Below are 13,446 nucleotides of genomic sequence, written 5' to 3' on the forward strand. Positions count from 1 at the left end.
CGGCATCCCGACGATGGTCGTGTACATGAACAAGGTCGATCAGGTCGACGACGAGGAGCTTCTGGAACTCGTCGAGATGGAGATCCGCGAGCTGCTGTCGTCCTACGATTATCCGGGCGACGACATTCCGATCGTCAAGGGCTCGGCCCTGGCGGCGATGGAAGGCCGTGACGAGACGATCGGCGAGAACTCCATTCGTGAGCTGATGGCCGCCGTCGACGACTGGATCCCGACGCCCGAGCGTGCCGTGGACCAGCCGTTCCTGATGCCGATCGAGGACGTGTTCTCGATCTCCGGCCGCGGTACCGTCGTGACGGGCCGGGTCGAGCGTGGCGTGATCAACGTGGGCGACGAGATCGAGATCGTCGGCATCCGCGACACGCGCAAGACGACCTGCACGGGTGTCGAGATGTTCCGCAAGCTGCTCGACCGCGGCGAGGCGGGCGACAACATCGGCGCGCTGCTGCGCGGCGTGGATCGTGAAGGCGTCGAGCGCGGGCAGGTTCTCTGCAAGCCGGGTTCGGTGAAGCCGCACACGAAGTTCGAGGCCGAAGCCTACATCCTGACGAAGGAAGAGGGCGGGCGTCACACGCCGTTCTTCGCGAACTACCGTCCGCAATTCTACTTCCGCACGACGGACGTGACGGGAACGGTCGAGCTGGCCGCCGGCACCGAGATGGTGATGCCGGGCGACAACGTGTCCTTTGGTGTCGAGCTGATCGCGCCGATCGCGATGGAGCAGGGCCTGCGCTTCGCGATCCGCGAAGGCGGCCGCACCGTCGGCGCGGGCGTGGTCTCCAAGATCACCGAGTGAGGATCGCCGCCCCGAAAAGGGCGGGCTCCCGACCGCACCGGCGAGCACTTCGCCGACAGCACAAGGGCCCCCGCGGGGGCCCTTCTTGCGTTCGGGGGGCGCGTGCGGTTCCGCCGATTTGGTTCAACTTAAGCGTCCAATCCACCAGCCGATGCATGGCTGAGAAAACCATCGCCGACAGAGGGCAGAATCCAAGAGAAGCGGGGTTGCGCGCGGGATGCGCGCGGTCTAAACGCGCGGCTCTACGGATGGAACCGTCTTCCGGTTCCGCGTTCCGTTCGGGTTCGATGAGGCGTTCGGGTGGTCCGCTCTCCTCCTCTCAACTTGCACGCGGTCGCCTGGCCCTTGCGGTGGTGGCGGCTCGCTCACGTCGGAAGAACGACATGAAAAGCCAGAACATTCGTATCCGGCTCAAGGCGTTCGATTACCGTGTGCTCGATGCGAGCACACAGGAAATCGTGAATACCGCCAAGCGCACGGGTGCTCAGGTTCGCGGACCCATTCCGCTTCCCAACAAGATCGAGAAGTTTACCGTTCTGCGCGGTCCCCACGTCGACAAGAAGTCGCGCGATCAGTGGGAAATCCGGACGCATAAGCGGATGCTCGATATCGTCGATCCGACGCCGCAGACGGTTGACGCCCTGATGAAGCTCGACCTCGCCGCTGGCGTGGATGTCGAGATCAAGGTCTGAGGGAGGGTAGCCCAATGATGCGTTCCGGAGTGATCGCGAAGAAGGTGGGCATGACGCGCATCTTCCAGGAGGACGGGCGCCAGGTGCCTGTTACGGTGCTGCAACTCGACGGCCTGCAGGTCGTGGGTCAGCGCACCACGGAGAAAAACGGTTATTCGGCGGTTCAGCTCGGTGCGGGCGCGGCGAAGGTCAAGCGGACGAGCCAAGCGATGCGCGGCGTCTTCAAACAGGCGGGCGTGGAGCCGAAGCGCAAGATCGTCGAGTTTCGCGTCGATGCCGAAAACCTGATTGAGGTTGGCGAGGAGATCATCGCCGACCACTATTTCGAAGGTCAGTTCGTTGACGTGTCCGGCACGTCGATCGGTAAGGGCTTTGCCGGTGCCATGAAGCGGCACAACTTCGGCGGTCTACGTGCCTCGCATGGTGTATCGATTAGCCACCGCTCGCACGGCTCCACCGGACAGTGCCAAGACCCGGGCAAGGTGTTCAAGGGCAAGAAGATGGCCGGCCATATGGGCGCCGCCCGTGTGACCACTCAGAACCTTCAGGTTGTCCGCACCGACACCGACCGTGGTCTTATCATGGTCAGGGGCGCCGTGCCCGGCTCCCGTGGCGGTTGGGTCACGATCAAGGATGCGGTTAAGAAGCCGTTCCCCGAGAATGCAATCCTGCCTGCGGCGTTGATGTCCGCCCGTCGCGAAGCCGAAAAGGCTGCTGCGGAGGCCGCTGCCGCCGCCGAAGCCGAAGCCAAGGCGGCCGAAGAGGCGCGTCTGGCCGAGGAAGCCGCGCAGCAGGAAGCTGCACTCAAGGAGGCAGAGGCCGACATCGCCGAGGAGACCGCATCGACGGACAACTCGGACGCCGAAGCCCCCGAGAAGAAGGAAGGTGACGAATGAAACTCGACGTCATCAAGCTGGATGGCTCCAGTGCCGGATCGGTCGAGCTGAACGATGATCTGTTCGGGCTTGAGCCGCGCCGCGATATCTTGTTCCGCGTGGTCCGTTGGCAGCGGAACAAGGCGCAGCAGGGTACGCACAAGGTCAAGACGCGTTCCGAAGTCAGCTACTCCACAAAGAAAATCGTTCGTCAGAAGGGTTCGGGCGGCGCACGTCACGGCTCCCGGAAGGCGCCGATCTTCCGCAAGGGTGGCGTGTACAAAGGTCCGACCCCGCGCAGCCATGCGCATGAGCTGACCAAGAAGGTTCGGAAGCTGGGCCTGATGCACGCTCTGTCGTCGAAGGCGCAGGCCGGGAAGCTGGTCGTCCTCGACGATCTGGCGGCGACGGGAAAGACTGGGGTTCTGGCGAAGCAGATCAAGGATCTCGGCTGGAAGCGTGCGCTGATCATCGACGGTTCTTCGGTCAACGAGGAATTCGCTCAAGCGGCTCGCAATCTTGAAAACCTCGACGTCCTGCCCTCCATGGGCGCGAACGTCTATGACATCCTCAAGCGTGACACGCTCGTGATCACCAAGGCGGGTGTCGAAGCGCTGGAGGCGCGGCTGGCATGAACACCTATGATGTGATCCGCAAGCCGATCATCACCGAGAAGGCGACCTTGGCCAGCGAGGCCGGGGCCGTTGCATTCGAGGTGGCGATCGACTCCAACAAGCCGCAGATCAAATCGGCGGTGGAAGAATTGTTCGGCGTCAAGGTGAAGGCCGTCAACACGACCATCACCAAAGGAAAGGCCAAGCGGTTCCGCGGCATTCGCGGGCGGCGCAAGGACGTCAAGAAGGCCTACGTGACCCTCGAGGAGGGCAATACGATCGACGTGACGACCGGCCTTTGATGAATGTATCGACCCGCTCGTAACGGGCGGGTCTTTCGCGGGGGACCTCCGGGGCCCTACAACTGCGCGGCGGAATGACCCGTCGCGCCACGCAAACGGAAGACAGGTAACATGGCACTCAAGTCGTATAAGCCGACGACGCCGGGCCAGCGCGGGCTGGTTCTGATCGACCGTTCGGAGCTGTGGAAAGGCCGCCCCTTCAAGGCCCTCACCGAGGGACTGACGAAGAACGGCGGACGCAACAACACCGGACGGATCACGATGCGCCGCAAGGGCGGCGGAGCCAAGCGGCTCTATCGGATCGTCGATTTCAAGCGCAACAAGATGGACGTTCAGGCGAACGTGGAACGGATCGAGTACGACCCGAACCGCACCGCCTTCATCGCGCTCATTCGTTACACGGACGGCGAAGCAGCCTATATTCTGGCGCCGCAGCGCCTCGCCGTCGGTGATCGCGTGGTCGCAGCGGCCAAGGCCGACATCAAGCCGGGCAACGCGATGCCGTTTCAGGGCATGCCAATCGGAACGATCGTCCACAACATCGAACTGAAACCGGGCAAGGGCGGCCAGATCGCGCGCGCTGCGGGCACCTATGCCCAGTTCGTGGGCCGCGACGGCGGCTACGCGCAGATCCGCTTGTCCTCGGGCGAGCTTCGTCTCGTCCGTCAGGAATGCATGGCGACTGTCGGTGCGGTTTCGAACCCGGACAACTCGAACCAGAACATTGGTAAGGCCGGCCGCAATCGCCACAAGGGCATTCGTCCGTCCGTTCGAGGTGTCGTGATGAACCCGATCGACCACCCGCACGGTGGCGGTGAGGGCCGCACGTCGGGTGGTCGTCACCCGGTCACGCCGTGGGGCAAGCCGACCAAGGGTGCGCGCACCCGTAACAAGAACAAGGCGTCGCAGAAGCTGATCGTACGGTCGCGCCACGCACGCAAGAAAGGACGCTGAGCATGAGCCGTTCCGTCTGGAAAGGCCCCTTCGTGGACGCTTACGTCCTCAAGAAGGCCGAAAAGTCCCGCGACAGCGGGCGCAATGAAGTGATCAAGATATGGTCGCGCCGTTCGACCATCCTGCCGCAATTCGTCGGCCTCACCTTCGGCGTCTATAACGGGCACAAGCACATCCCGGTGAACGTTTCCGAAGACATGATCGGCCAGAAGTTCGGCGAATACGCTCCGACGCGGACCTATTATGGGCATGCGGCGGACAAGAAAGCCAAGAGGAAGTAAGCCATGGGTAAGGAAAAGAATCCCCGCCGCGTGGCCGACAATGAGGCCATGGCCAAACTGCGAATGCTGCGCACCAGCCCGCAGAAGCTAAACCTCGTGGCTGCGCTGATCCGAGGCAAGAAGGTAGAGAAGGCGGTCTCCGACCTCACCTTCTCTAAGAAGCGTATCGCTGTCGATGTTCGCAAGTGCCTACAGTCGGCCGTCGCCAACGCCGAGAACAATCACAACCTCGACGCCGACGAGCTGATCGTGGCCGAGGCATGGGTTGGCAAGAACCTGACCATGAAGCGAGGACGTCCGCGTGCCCGTGGCAGGTTCGGGCGTATCGTCAAGCCGTTTTCGGAACTCACGATCAAGGTGCGTCAAGTCGAGGAGCAAGCCTGATGGGTAACAAGGTCAACCCGATCGGCATGCGGCTCCAGGTCAATCGCACCTGGGACAGCCGCTGGTATGCCGACACGAAGGATTACGGCAATCTTCTGCTGGAGGATCTTCGGATCCGCCAGTTCATCGAAGAGGAAGCCAAGCAGGCCGGCGTCAGCCGTGTCATTATCGAGCGTCCGCACCGGAAGTGCCGCGTGACGATCCATACGGCCCGTCCGGGTGTCATCATCGGCAAGAAGGGCGCGGACATCGAGACGCTGCGCAAGAAGCTGGCGAAGATGACGGACAGCGAGCTGCATCTCAACATCGTCGAGGTTCGGAAGCCGGAGCTTGACGCTGCGCTCGTCGGTGAGAGCATCGCTCAGCAGTTGGAGCGTCGTGTCTCGTTCCGCCGCGCCATGAAGCGTGCGGTGCAGAATGCGATGCGGATGGGTGCTCTCGGTATCCGTGTCAATCTTGCCGGCCGTCTCGGCGGTGCAGAGATTGCGCGGACGGAGTGGTATCGTGAGGGGCGCGTGCCGTTGCACACGCTTCGCGCCGATATCGACTTTGCAAACATCGAAGCCAAGACGCCCTATGGCATCATCGGCATCAAGGTCTGGATTTTCAAAGGCGAGATCATGGAGCACGATCCTTCGGCTCGTGATCGCAAGGCCCAGGAACTTCAGGATGGTCCGGCTCCTCGTGGCGCTGGCGGCCGCCGCGATGATCGCCCCCGTGGCGATCGTCGCCGGTAAGGAGAACTAGTCATGTTGCAACCGAAACGGACGAAGTTCCGCAAGCAGTTCAAGGGCTCTATCAAGGGTGAGGCGAAGGGCGGTTCCGACCTGAACTTCGGCACCTACGGCCTGAAAGCGACGCAACCCGAGCGTGTTACGGCGCGTCAGATCGAGGCCGCTCGCCGCGCGTTGACGCGTCACATGAAGCGTCAGGGTCGGGTCTGGATCCGGATCTTTCCGGACGTCCCAGTTACTTCCAAACCCACCGAGGTGCGGATGGGTAAGGGTAAGGGATCGGTCGATTACTGGGCCTGTAAGGTGAAGCCCGGCCGCGTGATGTTCGAGATCGACGGCGTTTCCGAGGGCATTGCCCGCGAAGCGCTTCGGCTCGCCGCCATGAAGCTGCCGATCAAGACGCGCACGGTGGTTCGCGAGGACTGGTAAGTCTGTGCCGATCAGTTGAGGAAGCCCCCGGTGTGCCGGGGGCTTTTTCACATTTTAGGGTGGGTTTTCTCCGGCAACTTTCCCGTTTTAGACAGGGCCGGAGCAGCGTTTCGAGGTGCCCGATGCCTGACATATCTTCTCTCTTCGCCACGCGACTTTACCGTGGCTCCCTCGCGGAACATTCGCCAGCCATCGATCCGCAGGAGCTTGAAGCGTCCTGCCTATCCATTGCGGAGGATGACGAGGCGGGCCAGGACTGGTGCGAGGAGAATGACTTTCCCGGCTATACCAGCTATGCTTCGCTGACGGATTTGCCTTGGCGGTTTCCTATCTTCGCGGGTCTGGTTGAGGTGCTCGATGCTCACGTGATGGCTTTCGCGGAGGCGGTGGCGTTTGAGTTGGGAGACAAGAAGCTTGCGCTTGAGGATCTCTGGATCAACGTCTTGCCGGAGGGGGGCATACATACCGGGCATCTCCATCCGCACTCGGTAATCTCCGGGACCACCTATGTTGCGCTGCCTGAAGGGACGAGCGCCATTCGATTCGAAGACCCGCGCCTTCCGATGATGATGGCGGCTCCTGTGCGGCGTAAGGATGCGCCGGCGGATTTGCGGACCTTCCACTACGAGACGCCGAGGGTTGGCGATGTGCTGCTGTGGGAAAGCTGGCTTCGTCATGAAGTGCCGATGAACATGGCTGAGGCTGAGCGGGTTTCCGTAAGTTTTAATTATGGCTGGGGCTGATTTTCGGATCGTTCTTTCAAGACAGGAGGAGTGGGCTTTTTGCGACATCACCTGTCCAGTAGATTATATGAGCCAAGCTCTAGTAGCGCCTTGCGCCTTCGCCCCACCTCGTTTATGCGGCGCTCTCTACAGATGATCTCCACCGGACGATGCCGTTACCCCACGGGGCGGCCCGGTGATGTTGAAAGGACCTAGGCGATGGACGCCACCGAATTGCGGGGCAAGACCCCAGACGAGTTGCGCACGCAGCTCACCCAGCTCAAGAAGGAGGCGTTCAATCTGCGCTTCCAAGCTGCGACGAGCCAGCTTGAGAACACTGCGCGGATGCGCCAGGTTCGCCGCTCCGTTGCACGCGTCAACACCATTCTGAACGAGAAGGCGCGTGGCGCCGAGGCGGAGGCGAAGTAATGCCCAAACGTATCCTTCGGGGTGTCGTCACCTCCGACCAGAACGCCCAGACCGTCACCGTCTCGATCGAGCGCCGCTTCAAGCACCCGCTGCTCAAGAAGACAGTCCGGCGTTCGAAGAAGTACCGGGCCCACGACGAAACGAACCAGTTCAAGGTCGGGGATGTCGTGCGGATTCAGGAATGCCCGCCGAAGTCCAAGACGAAGCGGTGGGAAGTCGTCGCCGAATAATTGCGCGATTGCGGCGATCGTCTTTGGGCGATCGTCAGAAATAGCGAAACCCTGGGGAGTTCGGCACGCATCGCCGCCCCAAAGGTCGGGAGAAACCAATGATCCAGATGCAGACCAACCTGGATGTTGCTGACAACAGCGGCGCACGCCGCGTTCAGTGCATCAAGGTCTTGGGCGGGTCCAAGCGGAAGTATGCCTCTGTCGGCGACATCATCGTGGTGTCGGTGAAGGAGGCCATTCCGCGTGGCCGCGTCAAGAAGGGCGACGTGCGCAAGGCCGTCGTCGTGCGGACCGCCAAGGAGGTCCGCCGCGATGATGGGACCGCGATCCGATTCGATCGGAACGCCGCTGTCATCCTCAACAACAATAACGAGCCGATCGGCACCCGTATCTTCGGGCCGGTGGTTCGCGAATTGCGCGCGAAGAACTTCATGAAGATCATCTCGCTTGCGCCGGAGGTGCTGTAATGGCCGCAAAACTCCGCAAAGGTGACCGCGTCATCGTCCTTTCGGGACGCGACAAGGGCATGGAGGGTGAGATCCAGTCCGTGGATCCGAAGGCCGGCAAGGCCGTGGTGGAAGGGGTCAACATGGCCATCCGGCACACCCGCCAGAGCCAGACGAGCCAGGGCGGTCGCATCCCCAAGGCGCTGCCGATCGACCTTTCGAACCTCGCCGTGATCGACGCCAACGGTAAGCCGACACGGGTCGGGTTCCGCGTGGATGGCGACAAGAAGGTTCGCTTCGCCAAGACCACGGGAGACGTGATCTGATGCTCGACATGGAAAACTACACTCCTCGCCTTCGCGCCGCTTTTGATGCGAACATCAAGGCCGCGATGAAGGAAGAGTTCGGCTACTCGAACGACATGATGATCCCGCGTCTGGACAAGATCGTCCTGAACATCGGGGCGGGTGCCGAAGCCGTTCGTGACTCGAAGAAGGCGAAGTCGGCGCAGGACGACCTCACCACGATCACCGGTCAGCGTGCCGTCGTGACCAAAGCAAAGAAGTCCATCGCGGGCTTTCGTGTTCGCGAGGGCATGCCGCTCGGGGCCAAGGTGACGCTGCGCGGCGCTCGCATGTATGAGTTCCTCGACCGGCTGGTGACGATTGCCTTGCCGCGGGTTCGTGACTTCCGCGGACTTAACGGGAAGAGCTTCGACGGACGCGGCAACTACGCCATGGGCCTCAAGGAGCATATCGTGTTCCCCGAGATCAACTTCGACAAAGTCGATGAGGTCTGGGGCATGGACATCATCATCTGCACTACCGCCAAGACGGACGGGGAAGCGAAGGCGCTGCTGAAGCACTTCAACTTCCCGTTCACGAGCTGAAGGATAAAGACATGGCAAAAGAATCCATGATCGAACGCCAGAAGAAGCGCGAGCGGCTGGTGAAGAAATATGCGGGCAAGCGCGAGGCCCTCAAGGAGGTCATCCGCGACGAATCGAAGCCGATGGAGGAACGCTTCAAGGCGACTCTCAAGCTGGCCGAGTTGCCGCGCAACTCGTCGGCGACGCGCCTCAACAACCGCTGCCAGCTGACGGGACGGCCCCGCGCCTACTACCGCAAGCTCAAGCTGAGCCGCATCATGCTTCGCGATCTGGCCAGCGAGGGGAAAATCCCTGGCATGGTCAAGTCGAGCTGGTGAGGAGGGACAAGGTATGAACGATCCTATCGGCGACATGCTGACCCGCATTCGCAATGCGCAGATGCGCGGCAAGACCAATGTTTCAACACCGGCTTCCAAGCTGCGCGCCCGCGTCCTCGACGTGATGGCGGATGAGGGGTACATTCGCGGCTATGAGCAGAGCTCGGACCGCAACGGGCACCCCACTCTGGAGATCGCGCTCAAATACTACGAGGGCACTCCTGTGATCCGCGAGCTCAAGCGGGTCTCGAAGCCGGGCCGCCGTGTGTACATGGCAATCAAGGACGTCCCGTCGGTCCGTCAGGGCCTCGGAGTTTCCATTGTATCGACGTCTCGCGGCGTCATGTCGGATGCAGCTGCACGTAACGCCAATGTTGGCGGTGAAGTGCTCTGCACCGTATTCTGAGGAGGGGATCATGTCTCGTATTGGCAAGAGACCCGTCGAGTTGCCTTCGGGGGTGGAAGCGTCCGTCTCCGGGCAGACGATTTCGGTCAAGGGCCCTAAGGGCTCGCGCGAATTCACCGCAACGGACGACGTCACGCTTACGGTTGCCGACGATGCCGTGAAGGTAGAGCCGCGCGGCAAGTCCAAGCGCGCACGTCAGCAATGGGGTATGAGCCGCACGATGGTTCAGAACCTCGTTACCGGCGTCAGCACCGGCTTCCGCAAGGAATTGGAGATCACCGGCGTGGGCTACCGGGCGCAGATGCAGGGCAACGTGCTCAAGCTTGCGCTCGGCTATAGCCACGACGTCGATTTTCCGGTGCCCGAGGGTGTCACGGTGACGGCGCCCAAGCAGACCGAAGTGGTCGTCGAGGGTTCCGATCAACAGCTCGTCGGTCAGGTCGCGGCCAACATCCGCGAATGGCGTGCGCCCGAGCCCTATAAGGGCAAAGGTATCCGCTATAAGGGCGAGTATATCTTCCGCAAGGAAGGCAAGAAGAAGTAAGGACCGGGAACATGGCAAACAGCAAACGCGATCTGTTCCTCAAGCGCCGTCTGCGCGTCCGGAACAAGCTTCGCAAGATGAACGCCGGGCGCGCGCGCCTGTCGGTGCATCGCTCCAACAAGAACATCTTCGCTCAGGTGATCGACGACGTTGCGGGCCGTACGCTCGCAGCCGCCTCGACGCTGGAGAAAGACCTCGGTTTGGTCGGCAAGAACAACGTCGCGGCGGCTGCGGCGGTTGGCGCGGCGGTGGCCGATCGTGCCAAGAAGGCCGGTGTCGAAGACGTTTACTTCGACCGTGGCGGCTTTCTATTTCATGGAAAGGTTAAGGCGCTCGCCGATGCCGCCCGTGAGAACGGTCTGAAGTTCTGAAGATGCAGGGTGCCCGGAAGGGCACCCTCGATGATCCGGGGGCTGCGGCCCACCAAGGATCGATATGACTGGCCGAGTGGCCGCATGAAGGAGATGCCGTATGGCGGAACGTGACAACAGAGGTGGGCGTGGCCGTGGCCGCGACCGTGATGAAACCCCGGAATTCGCCGATCGCTTGGTGGCGATCAACCGCGTCTCCAAGACGGTCAAGGGCGGTAAGCGCTTTGGCTTCGCGGCCCTCGTCGTCGTGGGTGACCAGAAGGGCCGTGTCGGCTTCGGCAAGGGCAAGGCCAAGGAGGTTCCCGAGGCCATCCGCAAGGCGACCGAACAGGCCAAGCGCCAGATGATCCGTGTTCCGCTGCGCGACGGTCGTACGTTGCACCACGATGTGAATGGTCGCCATGGTGCGGGCCGCGTCGTCATGCGGACCGCTCCGGAAGGTACCGGCATCATCGCCGGTGGTCCGATGCGTGCGGTCTTTGAGATGCTGGGCGTCAAAGACGTTGTGTCGAAGTCGATCGGCTCGCAAAACCCTTACAACATGATTCGTGCGACGCTGGACGGTCTCCAGCAGGAATCTTCGCCACGTTCGGTCGCGCAGCGCCGCGGCAAGAAAGTTGCGGATATCCTGCCGAAGCGTGACGAGGCTCCGGCGCAGTCGACGCAAGTCGCCGAGGAGGCTTGATCCATGGCTAAAACGATTGTCGTCAAGCAGATCGGTTCGCCGATCCGCCGCCCCAAGGATCAGCGCGCGACGCTGGTCGGTCTTGGCCTGAACAAGATGAACAAGTTGCGTGAGTTGGAAGACACCCCGTCCGTGCGTGGGATGGTTGCGAAGATTCCGCATCTCGTCGAGATCGTGGAGGAGCGGGGCTGAGGCCTTCTTTGTTCGCGGGTTGAATGGGACTAGTTTTGGCGCCTCGGTCGGAAACGGCCGGGGCTTTTTCCGTTCAGTCGATGTCTGTCTCGACTTGTTCCGGGGGAGCTTCGTCTATGAAGAGAACCTTGCCGATCGTCGTGTTCATGAACGAGTCGCGGTGCTTAAGAACGCCGTCTGCGATGTAGAGCTTGTCGACGTCATAGCGATTTACGATCTCCGGGTTTGTCACATCCCGAACCACTAGGAACCGCTCGTCGAGGCCGCGCGGCGAGATCAGGCGAAAATAGTCGGGTTCGGCGCGCTGCGCCATGTTTTCGACGATGGCGACGATTGCTTTGCGGTCGGTGACGCGCTCGACCTTGAAGTAGCAGGCGCCTTCATATCCGCCGAGGGCGACGGCGGTAACCGCACCGACGACGATGGTTGCGGGGGCGGTTACAAACGCTAAGGCCGAGCCGATAACGCCGCCGGTCCCCGCGATGATGCCAACCGTCCCGGCCGCCGAAGATCCTGCGGCCGTCGATCCAAGCATCGTTAGACCGGACGTGGCATGAACGAGAGTGTAATACCCGAGCGCGTTGGTGACGACGCCCGCGCTTGCCGTCGCGCTAACGGCACCGCCAACAATTGCAGATGTCGCGCCGCCGATTAGCCGGCTGGGCTTGTAATCGCAGATTTTCGCTTGAGACATACTTGCCGGAAGGAAGAAAGCTGCAACCAATGCGGCGCCCTTCATTGGAACCTTTTTCATTCTTGATCCTCACTGGTGCGGCGCGTTCTCGGGTGCAGACTGTCGATGCGGAAATGATCTTTTTCGTCTCCTGTCGTCTGAGATGTTTCTGCGATCGATCCTCGAGTCTATCGTCAAGCCGTTCCAGCAAGGATCGATGATCTACAATTTCGTGCGCTCCACCTTCTGAAAGAACCGTTCCGTATCTTCGCGCTGGCAAAGCCGTGTGCCAACCTCCTGTACGGCGGAACTGGCCGCTGCAGTGCCCCAGCAGGCGGCGGTTACGGGATCCTCGCCGCGGGCGATGGACATGGCGAAGGCAGCGACAAAGCTGTCGCCTGCGCCGATCTTCGAGTGGGGTACGACGACGGGGGGACGGGTCAGGCCGCGCCACGTGTCGCAGGCGATTACGGTCCCCTCGGCTCCTGCGGCGATCATTACGATTTCGGCGGCGCCGGCGTCGCGGAGCGACGTTGCCAGTGCGGCAAGGTCGCCAAGATCGGTGAGGGTGCGGTCGGACAGCTCCTCCGCTTCCGCCGTGTCCATCCGAAGGACGTAAAGACCGGCGTGGGCGGCGGCGGCACGTTTAAGCGCGGGGCCAGATGTGTCGATGATCATCCTCGCGCCGTCGGCCGCGATCTCCGGCGCGAGGTCGAGGAAGAAATCGACCGACAGGCCGGGTGGCAGCGATCCCGAGGGAATGACCAAGGCGCCGGGCGTGACGGCGGCTAGGATCGCGGCGCGAGCCTTCGCCGCATCCTCCGATGTCCAATCCGGGCCAGGAAGCATGAAGCGATATTGCAGCCCCGTCGCTTGGTCGCGGACCGAAATGGACTGCCGCGTGGTGTGTTCCACGCCCAGCGGCTCGGGTGCGAGCCCTTCGGCACGGATCAGGCGGACCAACTCTGCGCCGGTCGTCCCGCCGTGAGCGACGAGTGCCCGGCTCGCCCCGCCGAGATTGGCGATGGCGCGAGAGATGTTCACGCCGCCCCCGCCGGGATGCACCAGAGCGGCGGCGCAGCGCAGCTTGCGGTCCGGGATGACGGCGGGCGCCTCGGTTGACAGATCAAGTGCCGGATTGGCGGTGACGGTGAGAATTTCGTTCATGCTGCCCATCATAGAGCGCGGGCGGCGCGCGTGAAGTCCGCCCGCGCGTCCTCCTCAATCATTGCGGTGTAATCCGAACAAGGCGGCCATCCCCCTCTGTCAGGGAAGTTGTCGCCTGCTCTGATGCAGAAAGTGTATTCTGAGGCGGGCGGGACAGGACGACGAAATGGCTTACTCACCTGAACGGAAGGCTGCGGTGATCGGGAAGATGCTGCCGCCGAACAACATGCCCTTGGGCCGGCTGGCCAAGGAGGAAGGGATCAGCGTGGCGACGCTTGCGAAGTGGCGGGCGGAGG

At 62.0% G+C, this 13,446-nt stretch carries 24 protein-coding genes; 22 read left to right on the top strand and 2 right to left on the bottom strand.

All coding sequences use genetic code 11. The features are described 5' to 3' along the window. From JSE7799_RS05735 to rpmD, 22 genes are all read left to right on the top strand, one after another. On the top strand, nt 1-814 hold an 814-nt coding region (locus JSE7799_RS05735; RefSeq protein ID WP_055662771.1), incomplete at its 5' end, for an elongation factor Tu. A gap of 383 nt (nt 815-1,197) precedes the next feature. Continuing rightward, a complete protein-coding gene (rpsJ, locus tag JSE7799_RS05740; protein ID WP_055662772.1) occupies nt 1,198-1,506 on the top strand; it encodes a 30S ribosomal protein S10 in 309 nt (102 codons plus the stop codon). Between the two features lie 14 nt (nt 1,507-1,520). Beyond that, a complete protein-coding gene (gene rplC, locus JSE7799_RS05745; protein ID WP_083480293.1) occupies nt 1,521-2,402 on the top strand; it encodes a 50S ribosomal protein L3 in 882 nt (293 codons plus the stop codon). After that, nucleotides 2,399-3,016, top strand: a complete 618-nt coding sequence (gene rplD / locus JSE7799_RS05750) for a 50S ribosomal protein L4 (protein WP_055662773.1) — start codon at nt 2,399-2,401, stop codon at nt 3,014-3,016. Before rplC ends, rplD begins: the two co-directional genes overlap by 4 nt. After that, complete coding sequence (locus JSE7799_RS05755) at nt 3,013-3,297, top strand: 50S ribosomal protein L23 (protein WP_055662774.1); 285 nt, start codon at nt 3,013-3,015, stop codon at nt 3,295-3,297. The genes rplD and JSE7799_RS05755 overlap by 4 nt, the downstream gene beginning before the upstream one ends. A 111-nt stretch (nt 3,298-3,408) precedes the next feature. Beyond that, complete coding sequence (gene rplB, locus JSE7799_RS05760; RefSeq protein ID WP_055662775.1) at nt 3,409-4,251, top strand: 50S ribosomal protein L2; 843 nt, start codon at nt 3,409-3,411, stop codon at nt 4,249-4,251. Between the two features lie 2 nt (nt 4,252-4,253). Then, nucleotides 4,254-4,532 carry a 30S ribosomal protein S19 gene (gene rpsS / locus JSE7799_RS05765; protein WP_055662776.1) on the top strand — a complete coding sequence of 93 codons (279 nt, stop codon included), beginning with the start codon at nt 4,254-4,256 and terminating at the stop codon, nt 4,530-4,532. 3 nt (nt 4,533-4,535) lie between these two features. Continuing rightward, the gene (rplV, locus tag JSE7799_RS05770; RefSeq protein WP_055662777.1) at nt 4,536-4,916 is read left to right on the top strand and encodes a 50S ribosomal protein L22; all 381 of its coding nucleotides are present in this window, start codon (nt 4,536-4,538) and stop codon (nt 4,914-4,916) included. Then, nucleotides 4,916-5,653, top strand: coding sequence for a 30S ribosomal protein S3 (gene rpsC, locus JSE7799_RS05775; protein WP_055662778.1), 738 nt, complete (start codon nt 4,916-4,918; stop codon nt 5,651-5,653). The genes rplV and rpsC overlap by 1 nt, the downstream gene beginning before the upstream one ends. Nucleotides 5,654-5,665: 12 nt before the next feature. After that, on the top strand, nt 5,666-6,079 hold the full coding sequence (rplP, locus tag JSE7799_RS05780) for a 50S ribosomal protein L16 (RefSeq protein ID WP_055662779.1): 414 nt from the start codon (nt 5,666-5,668) through the stop codon (nt 6,077-6,079). A 122-nt stretch (nt 6,080-6,201) separates the two neighbouring features. After that, complete coding sequence (locus tag JSE7799_RS05785) at nt 6,202-6,822, top strand: TIGR02466 family protein (RefSeq protein ID WP_055662780.1); 621 nt, start codon at nt 6,202-6,204, stop codon at nt 6,820-6,822. 198 nt (nt 6,823-7,020) lie between these two features. Then, nucleotides 7,021-7,230, top strand: a complete 210-nt coding sequence (gene rpmC / locus JSE7799_RS05790) for a 50S ribosomal protein L29 (protein ID WP_055662781.1) — start codon at nt 7,021-7,023, stop codon at nt 7,228-7,230. After that, the gene (gene rpsQ / locus JSE7799_RS05795; protein ID WP_055662782.1) at nt 7,230-7,460 is read left to right on the top strand and encodes a 30S ribosomal protein S17; all 231 of its coding nucleotides are present in this window, start codon (nt 7,230-7,232) and stop codon (nt 7,458-7,460) included. The genes rpmC and rpsQ overlap by 1 nt, the downstream gene beginning before the upstream one ends. Before the next feature lie 98 nt (nt 7,461-7,558). Next, on the top strand, nt 7,559-7,927 hold the full coding sequence (rplN, locus tag JSE7799_RS05800; protein WP_013963207.1) for a 50S ribosomal protein L14: 369 nt from the start codon (nt 7,559-7,561) through the stop codon (nt 7,925-7,927). Then, entirely contained in the window at nt 7,927-8,232 is a 306-nt protein-coding gene (rplX, locus tag JSE7799_RS05805; RefSeq protein ID WP_055662783.1) for a 50S ribosomal protein L24, read from the top strand. The genes rplN and rplX overlap by 1 nt, the downstream gene beginning before the upstream one ends. Further along, nucleotides 8,232-8,795: a 50S ribosomal protein L5 gene (gene rplE / locus JSE7799_RS05810; RefSeq protein ID WP_083480296.1), complete on the top strand. Its 564-nt coding sequence runs from the start codon at nt 8,232-8,234 to the stop codon at nt 8,793-8,795. Before rplX ends, rplE begins: the two co-directional genes overlap by 1 nt. Nucleotides 8,796-8,806: 11 nt before the next feature. Beyond that, on the top strand, nt 8,807-9,112 hold the full coding sequence (gene rpsN, locus JSE7799_RS05815; RefSeq protein ID WP_055662784.1) for a 30S ribosomal protein S14: 306 nt from the start codon (nt 8,807-8,809) through the stop codon (nt 9,110-9,112). A gap of 13 nt (nt 9,113-9,125) precedes the next feature. Next, nucleotides 9,126-9,518 carry a 30S ribosomal protein S8 gene (gene rpsH / locus JSE7799_RS05820; protein ID WP_055662785.1) on the top strand — a complete coding sequence of 131 codons (393 nt, stop codon included), beginning with the start codon at nt 9,126-9,128 and terminating at the stop codon, nt 9,516-9,518. Nucleotides 9,519-9,528: 10 nt separating this feature from the next. Continuing rightward, entirely contained in the window at nt 9,529-10,062 is a 534-nt protein-coding gene (gene rplF / locus JSE7799_RS05825; protein ID WP_055662786.1) for a 50S ribosomal protein L6, read from the top strand. Nucleotides 10,063-10,073: 11 nt separating this feature from the next. Continuing rightward, a complete protein-coding gene (gene rplR, locus JSE7799_RS05830) occupies nt 10,074-10,433 on the top strand; it encodes a 50S ribosomal protein L18 (protein WP_055662787.1) in 360 nt (119 codons plus the stop codon). 100 nt (nt 10,434-10,533) lie between these two features. After that, on the top strand, nt 10,534-11,118 hold the full coding sequence (gene rpsE, locus JSE7799_RS05835) for a 30S ribosomal protein S5 (protein WP_055662788.1): 585 nt from the start codon (nt 10,534-10,536) through the stop codon (nt 11,116-11,118). A 3-nt stretch (nt 11,119-11,121) separates the two neighbouring features. Beyond that, nucleotides 11,122-11,310 carry a 50S ribosomal protein L30 gene (gene rpmD / locus JSE7799_RS05840; RefSeq protein ID WP_055662789.1) on the top strand — a complete coding sequence of 63 codons (189 nt, stop codon included), beginning with the start codon at nt 11,122-11,124 and terminating at the stop codon, nt 11,308-11,310. Nucleotides 11,311-11,383: 73 nt separating this feature from the next. Here the strand turns inward: rpmD and JSE7799_RS05845 are convergent, their stop codons facing one another. Together JSE7799_RS05845 and JSE7799_RS05850 are read right to left on the bottom strand one after the other, a co-directional pair. Beyond that, a complete protein-coding gene (locus tag JSE7799_RS05845) occupies nt 11,384-12,064 on the bottom strand; it encodes a hypothetical protein (protein ID WP_055662790.1) in 681 nt (226 codons plus the stop codon). Nucleotides 12,065-12,205: 141 nt separating this feature from the next. Beyond that, complete coding sequence (locus JSE7799_RS05850; protein WP_055662793.1) at nt 12,206-13,150, bottom strand: 1-phosphofructokinase family hexose kinase; 945 nt, start codon at nt 13,148-13,150, stop codon at nt 12,206-12,208. Between the last annotated feature and the right edge of the window lie 296 nt (nt 13,151-13,446).

This window comes from Jannaschia seosinensis (assembly GCF_001408515.1).
GTDB lineage: Bacteria > Pseudomonadota > Alphaproteobacteria > Rhodobacterales > Rhodobacteraceae > Jannaschia > Jannaschia seosinensis.

Bases quoted from the DNA above. Each gene is read 5' to 3' on its own strand.
- rplC (WP_083480293.1), top strand. From the start codon at position 1,521: ATGATGCGTTCCGGAGTGATCGCGAAGAAGGTGGGCATGACGCGCATC.
- rplN (WP_013963207.1), top strand. From the start codon at position 7,559: ATGATCCAGATGCAGACCAACCTGGATGTTGCTGACAACAGCGGCGCA.
- rpsS (WP_055662776.1), top strand. From the start codon at position 4,254: ATGAGCCGTTCCGTCTGGAAAGGCCCCTTCGTGGACGCTTACGTCCTC.
- rpmD (WP_055662789.1), top strand. From the start codon at position 11,122: ATGGCTAAAACGATTGTCGTCAAGCAGATCGGTTCGCCGATCCGCCGC.
- rplX (WP_055662783.1), top strand. From the start codon at position 7,927: ATGGCCGCAAAACTCCGCAAAGGTGACCGCGTCATCGTCCTTTCGGGA.
- rpsH (WP_055662785.1), top strand. From the start codon at position 9,126: ATGAACGATCCTATCGGCGACATGCTGACCCGCATTCGCAATGCGCAG.
- rpsC (WP_055662778.1), top strand. From the start codon at position 4,916: ATGGGTAACAAGGTCAACCCGATCGGCATGCGGCTCCAGGTCAATCGC.
- JSE7799_RS05785 (WP_055662780.1), top strand. From the start codon at position 6,202: ATGCCTGACATATCTTCTCTCTTCGCCACGCGACTTTACCGTGGCTCC.
- JSE7799_RS05755 (WP_055662774.1), top strand. From the start codon at position 3,013: ATGAACACCTATGATGTGATCCGCAAGCCGATCATCACCGAGAAGGCG.
- rplB (WP_055662775.1), top strand. From the start codon at position 3,409: ATGGCACTCAAGTCGTATAAGCCGACGACGCCGGGCCAGCGCGGGCTG.
- JSE7799_RS05845 (WP_055662790.1), bottom strand. From the start codon at position 12,064: ATGAAAAAGGTTCCAATGAAGGGCGCCGCATTGGTTGCAGCTTTCTTC.
- rplF (WP_055662786.1), top strand. From the start codon at position 9,529: ATGTCTCGTATTGGCAAGAGACCCGTCGAGTTGCCTTCGGGGGTGGAA.
- rplV (WP_055662777.1), top strand. From the start codon at position 4,536: ATGGGTAAGGAAAAGAATCCCCGCCGCGTGGCCGACAATGAGGCCATG.
- rpsN (WP_055662784.1), top strand. From the start codon at position 8,807: ATGGCAAAAGAATCCATGATCGAACGCCAGAAGAAGCGCGAGCGGCTG.
- rplD (WP_055662773.1), top strand. From the start codon at position 2,399: ATGAAACTCGACGTCATCAAGCTGGATGGCTCCAGTGCCGGATCGGTC.
- rplE (WP_083480296.1), top strand. From the start codon at position 8,232: ATGCTCGACATGGAAAACTACACTCCTCGCCTTCGCGCCGCTTTTGAT.
- rpsQ (WP_055662782.1), top strand. From the start codon at position 7,230: ATGCCCAAACGTATCCTTCGGGGTGTCGTCACCTCCGACCAGAACGCC.
- rpsE (WP_055662788.1), top strand. From the start codon at position 10,534: ATGGCGGAACGTGACAACAGAGGTGGGCGTGGCCGTGGCCGCGACCGT.
- rpmC (WP_055662781.1), top strand. From the start codon at position 7,021: ATGGACGCCACCGAATTGCGGGGCAAGACCCCAGACGAGTTGCGCACG.
- rplP (WP_055662779.1), top strand. From the start codon at position 5,666: ATGTTGCAACCGAAACGGACGAAGTTCCGCAAGCAGTTCAAGGGCTCT.
- rpsJ (WP_055662772.1), top strand. From the start codon at position 1,198: ATGAAAAGCCAGAACATTCGTATCCGGCTCAAGGCGTTCGATTACCGT.
- rplR (WP_055662787.1), top strand. From the start codon at position 10,074: ATGGCAAACAGCAAACGCGATCTGTTCCTCAAGCGCCGTCTGCGCGTC.
- JSE7799_RS05850 (WP_055662793.1), bottom strand. From the start codon at position 13,150: ATGAACGAAATTCTCACCGTCACCGCCAATCCGGCACTTGATCTGTCA.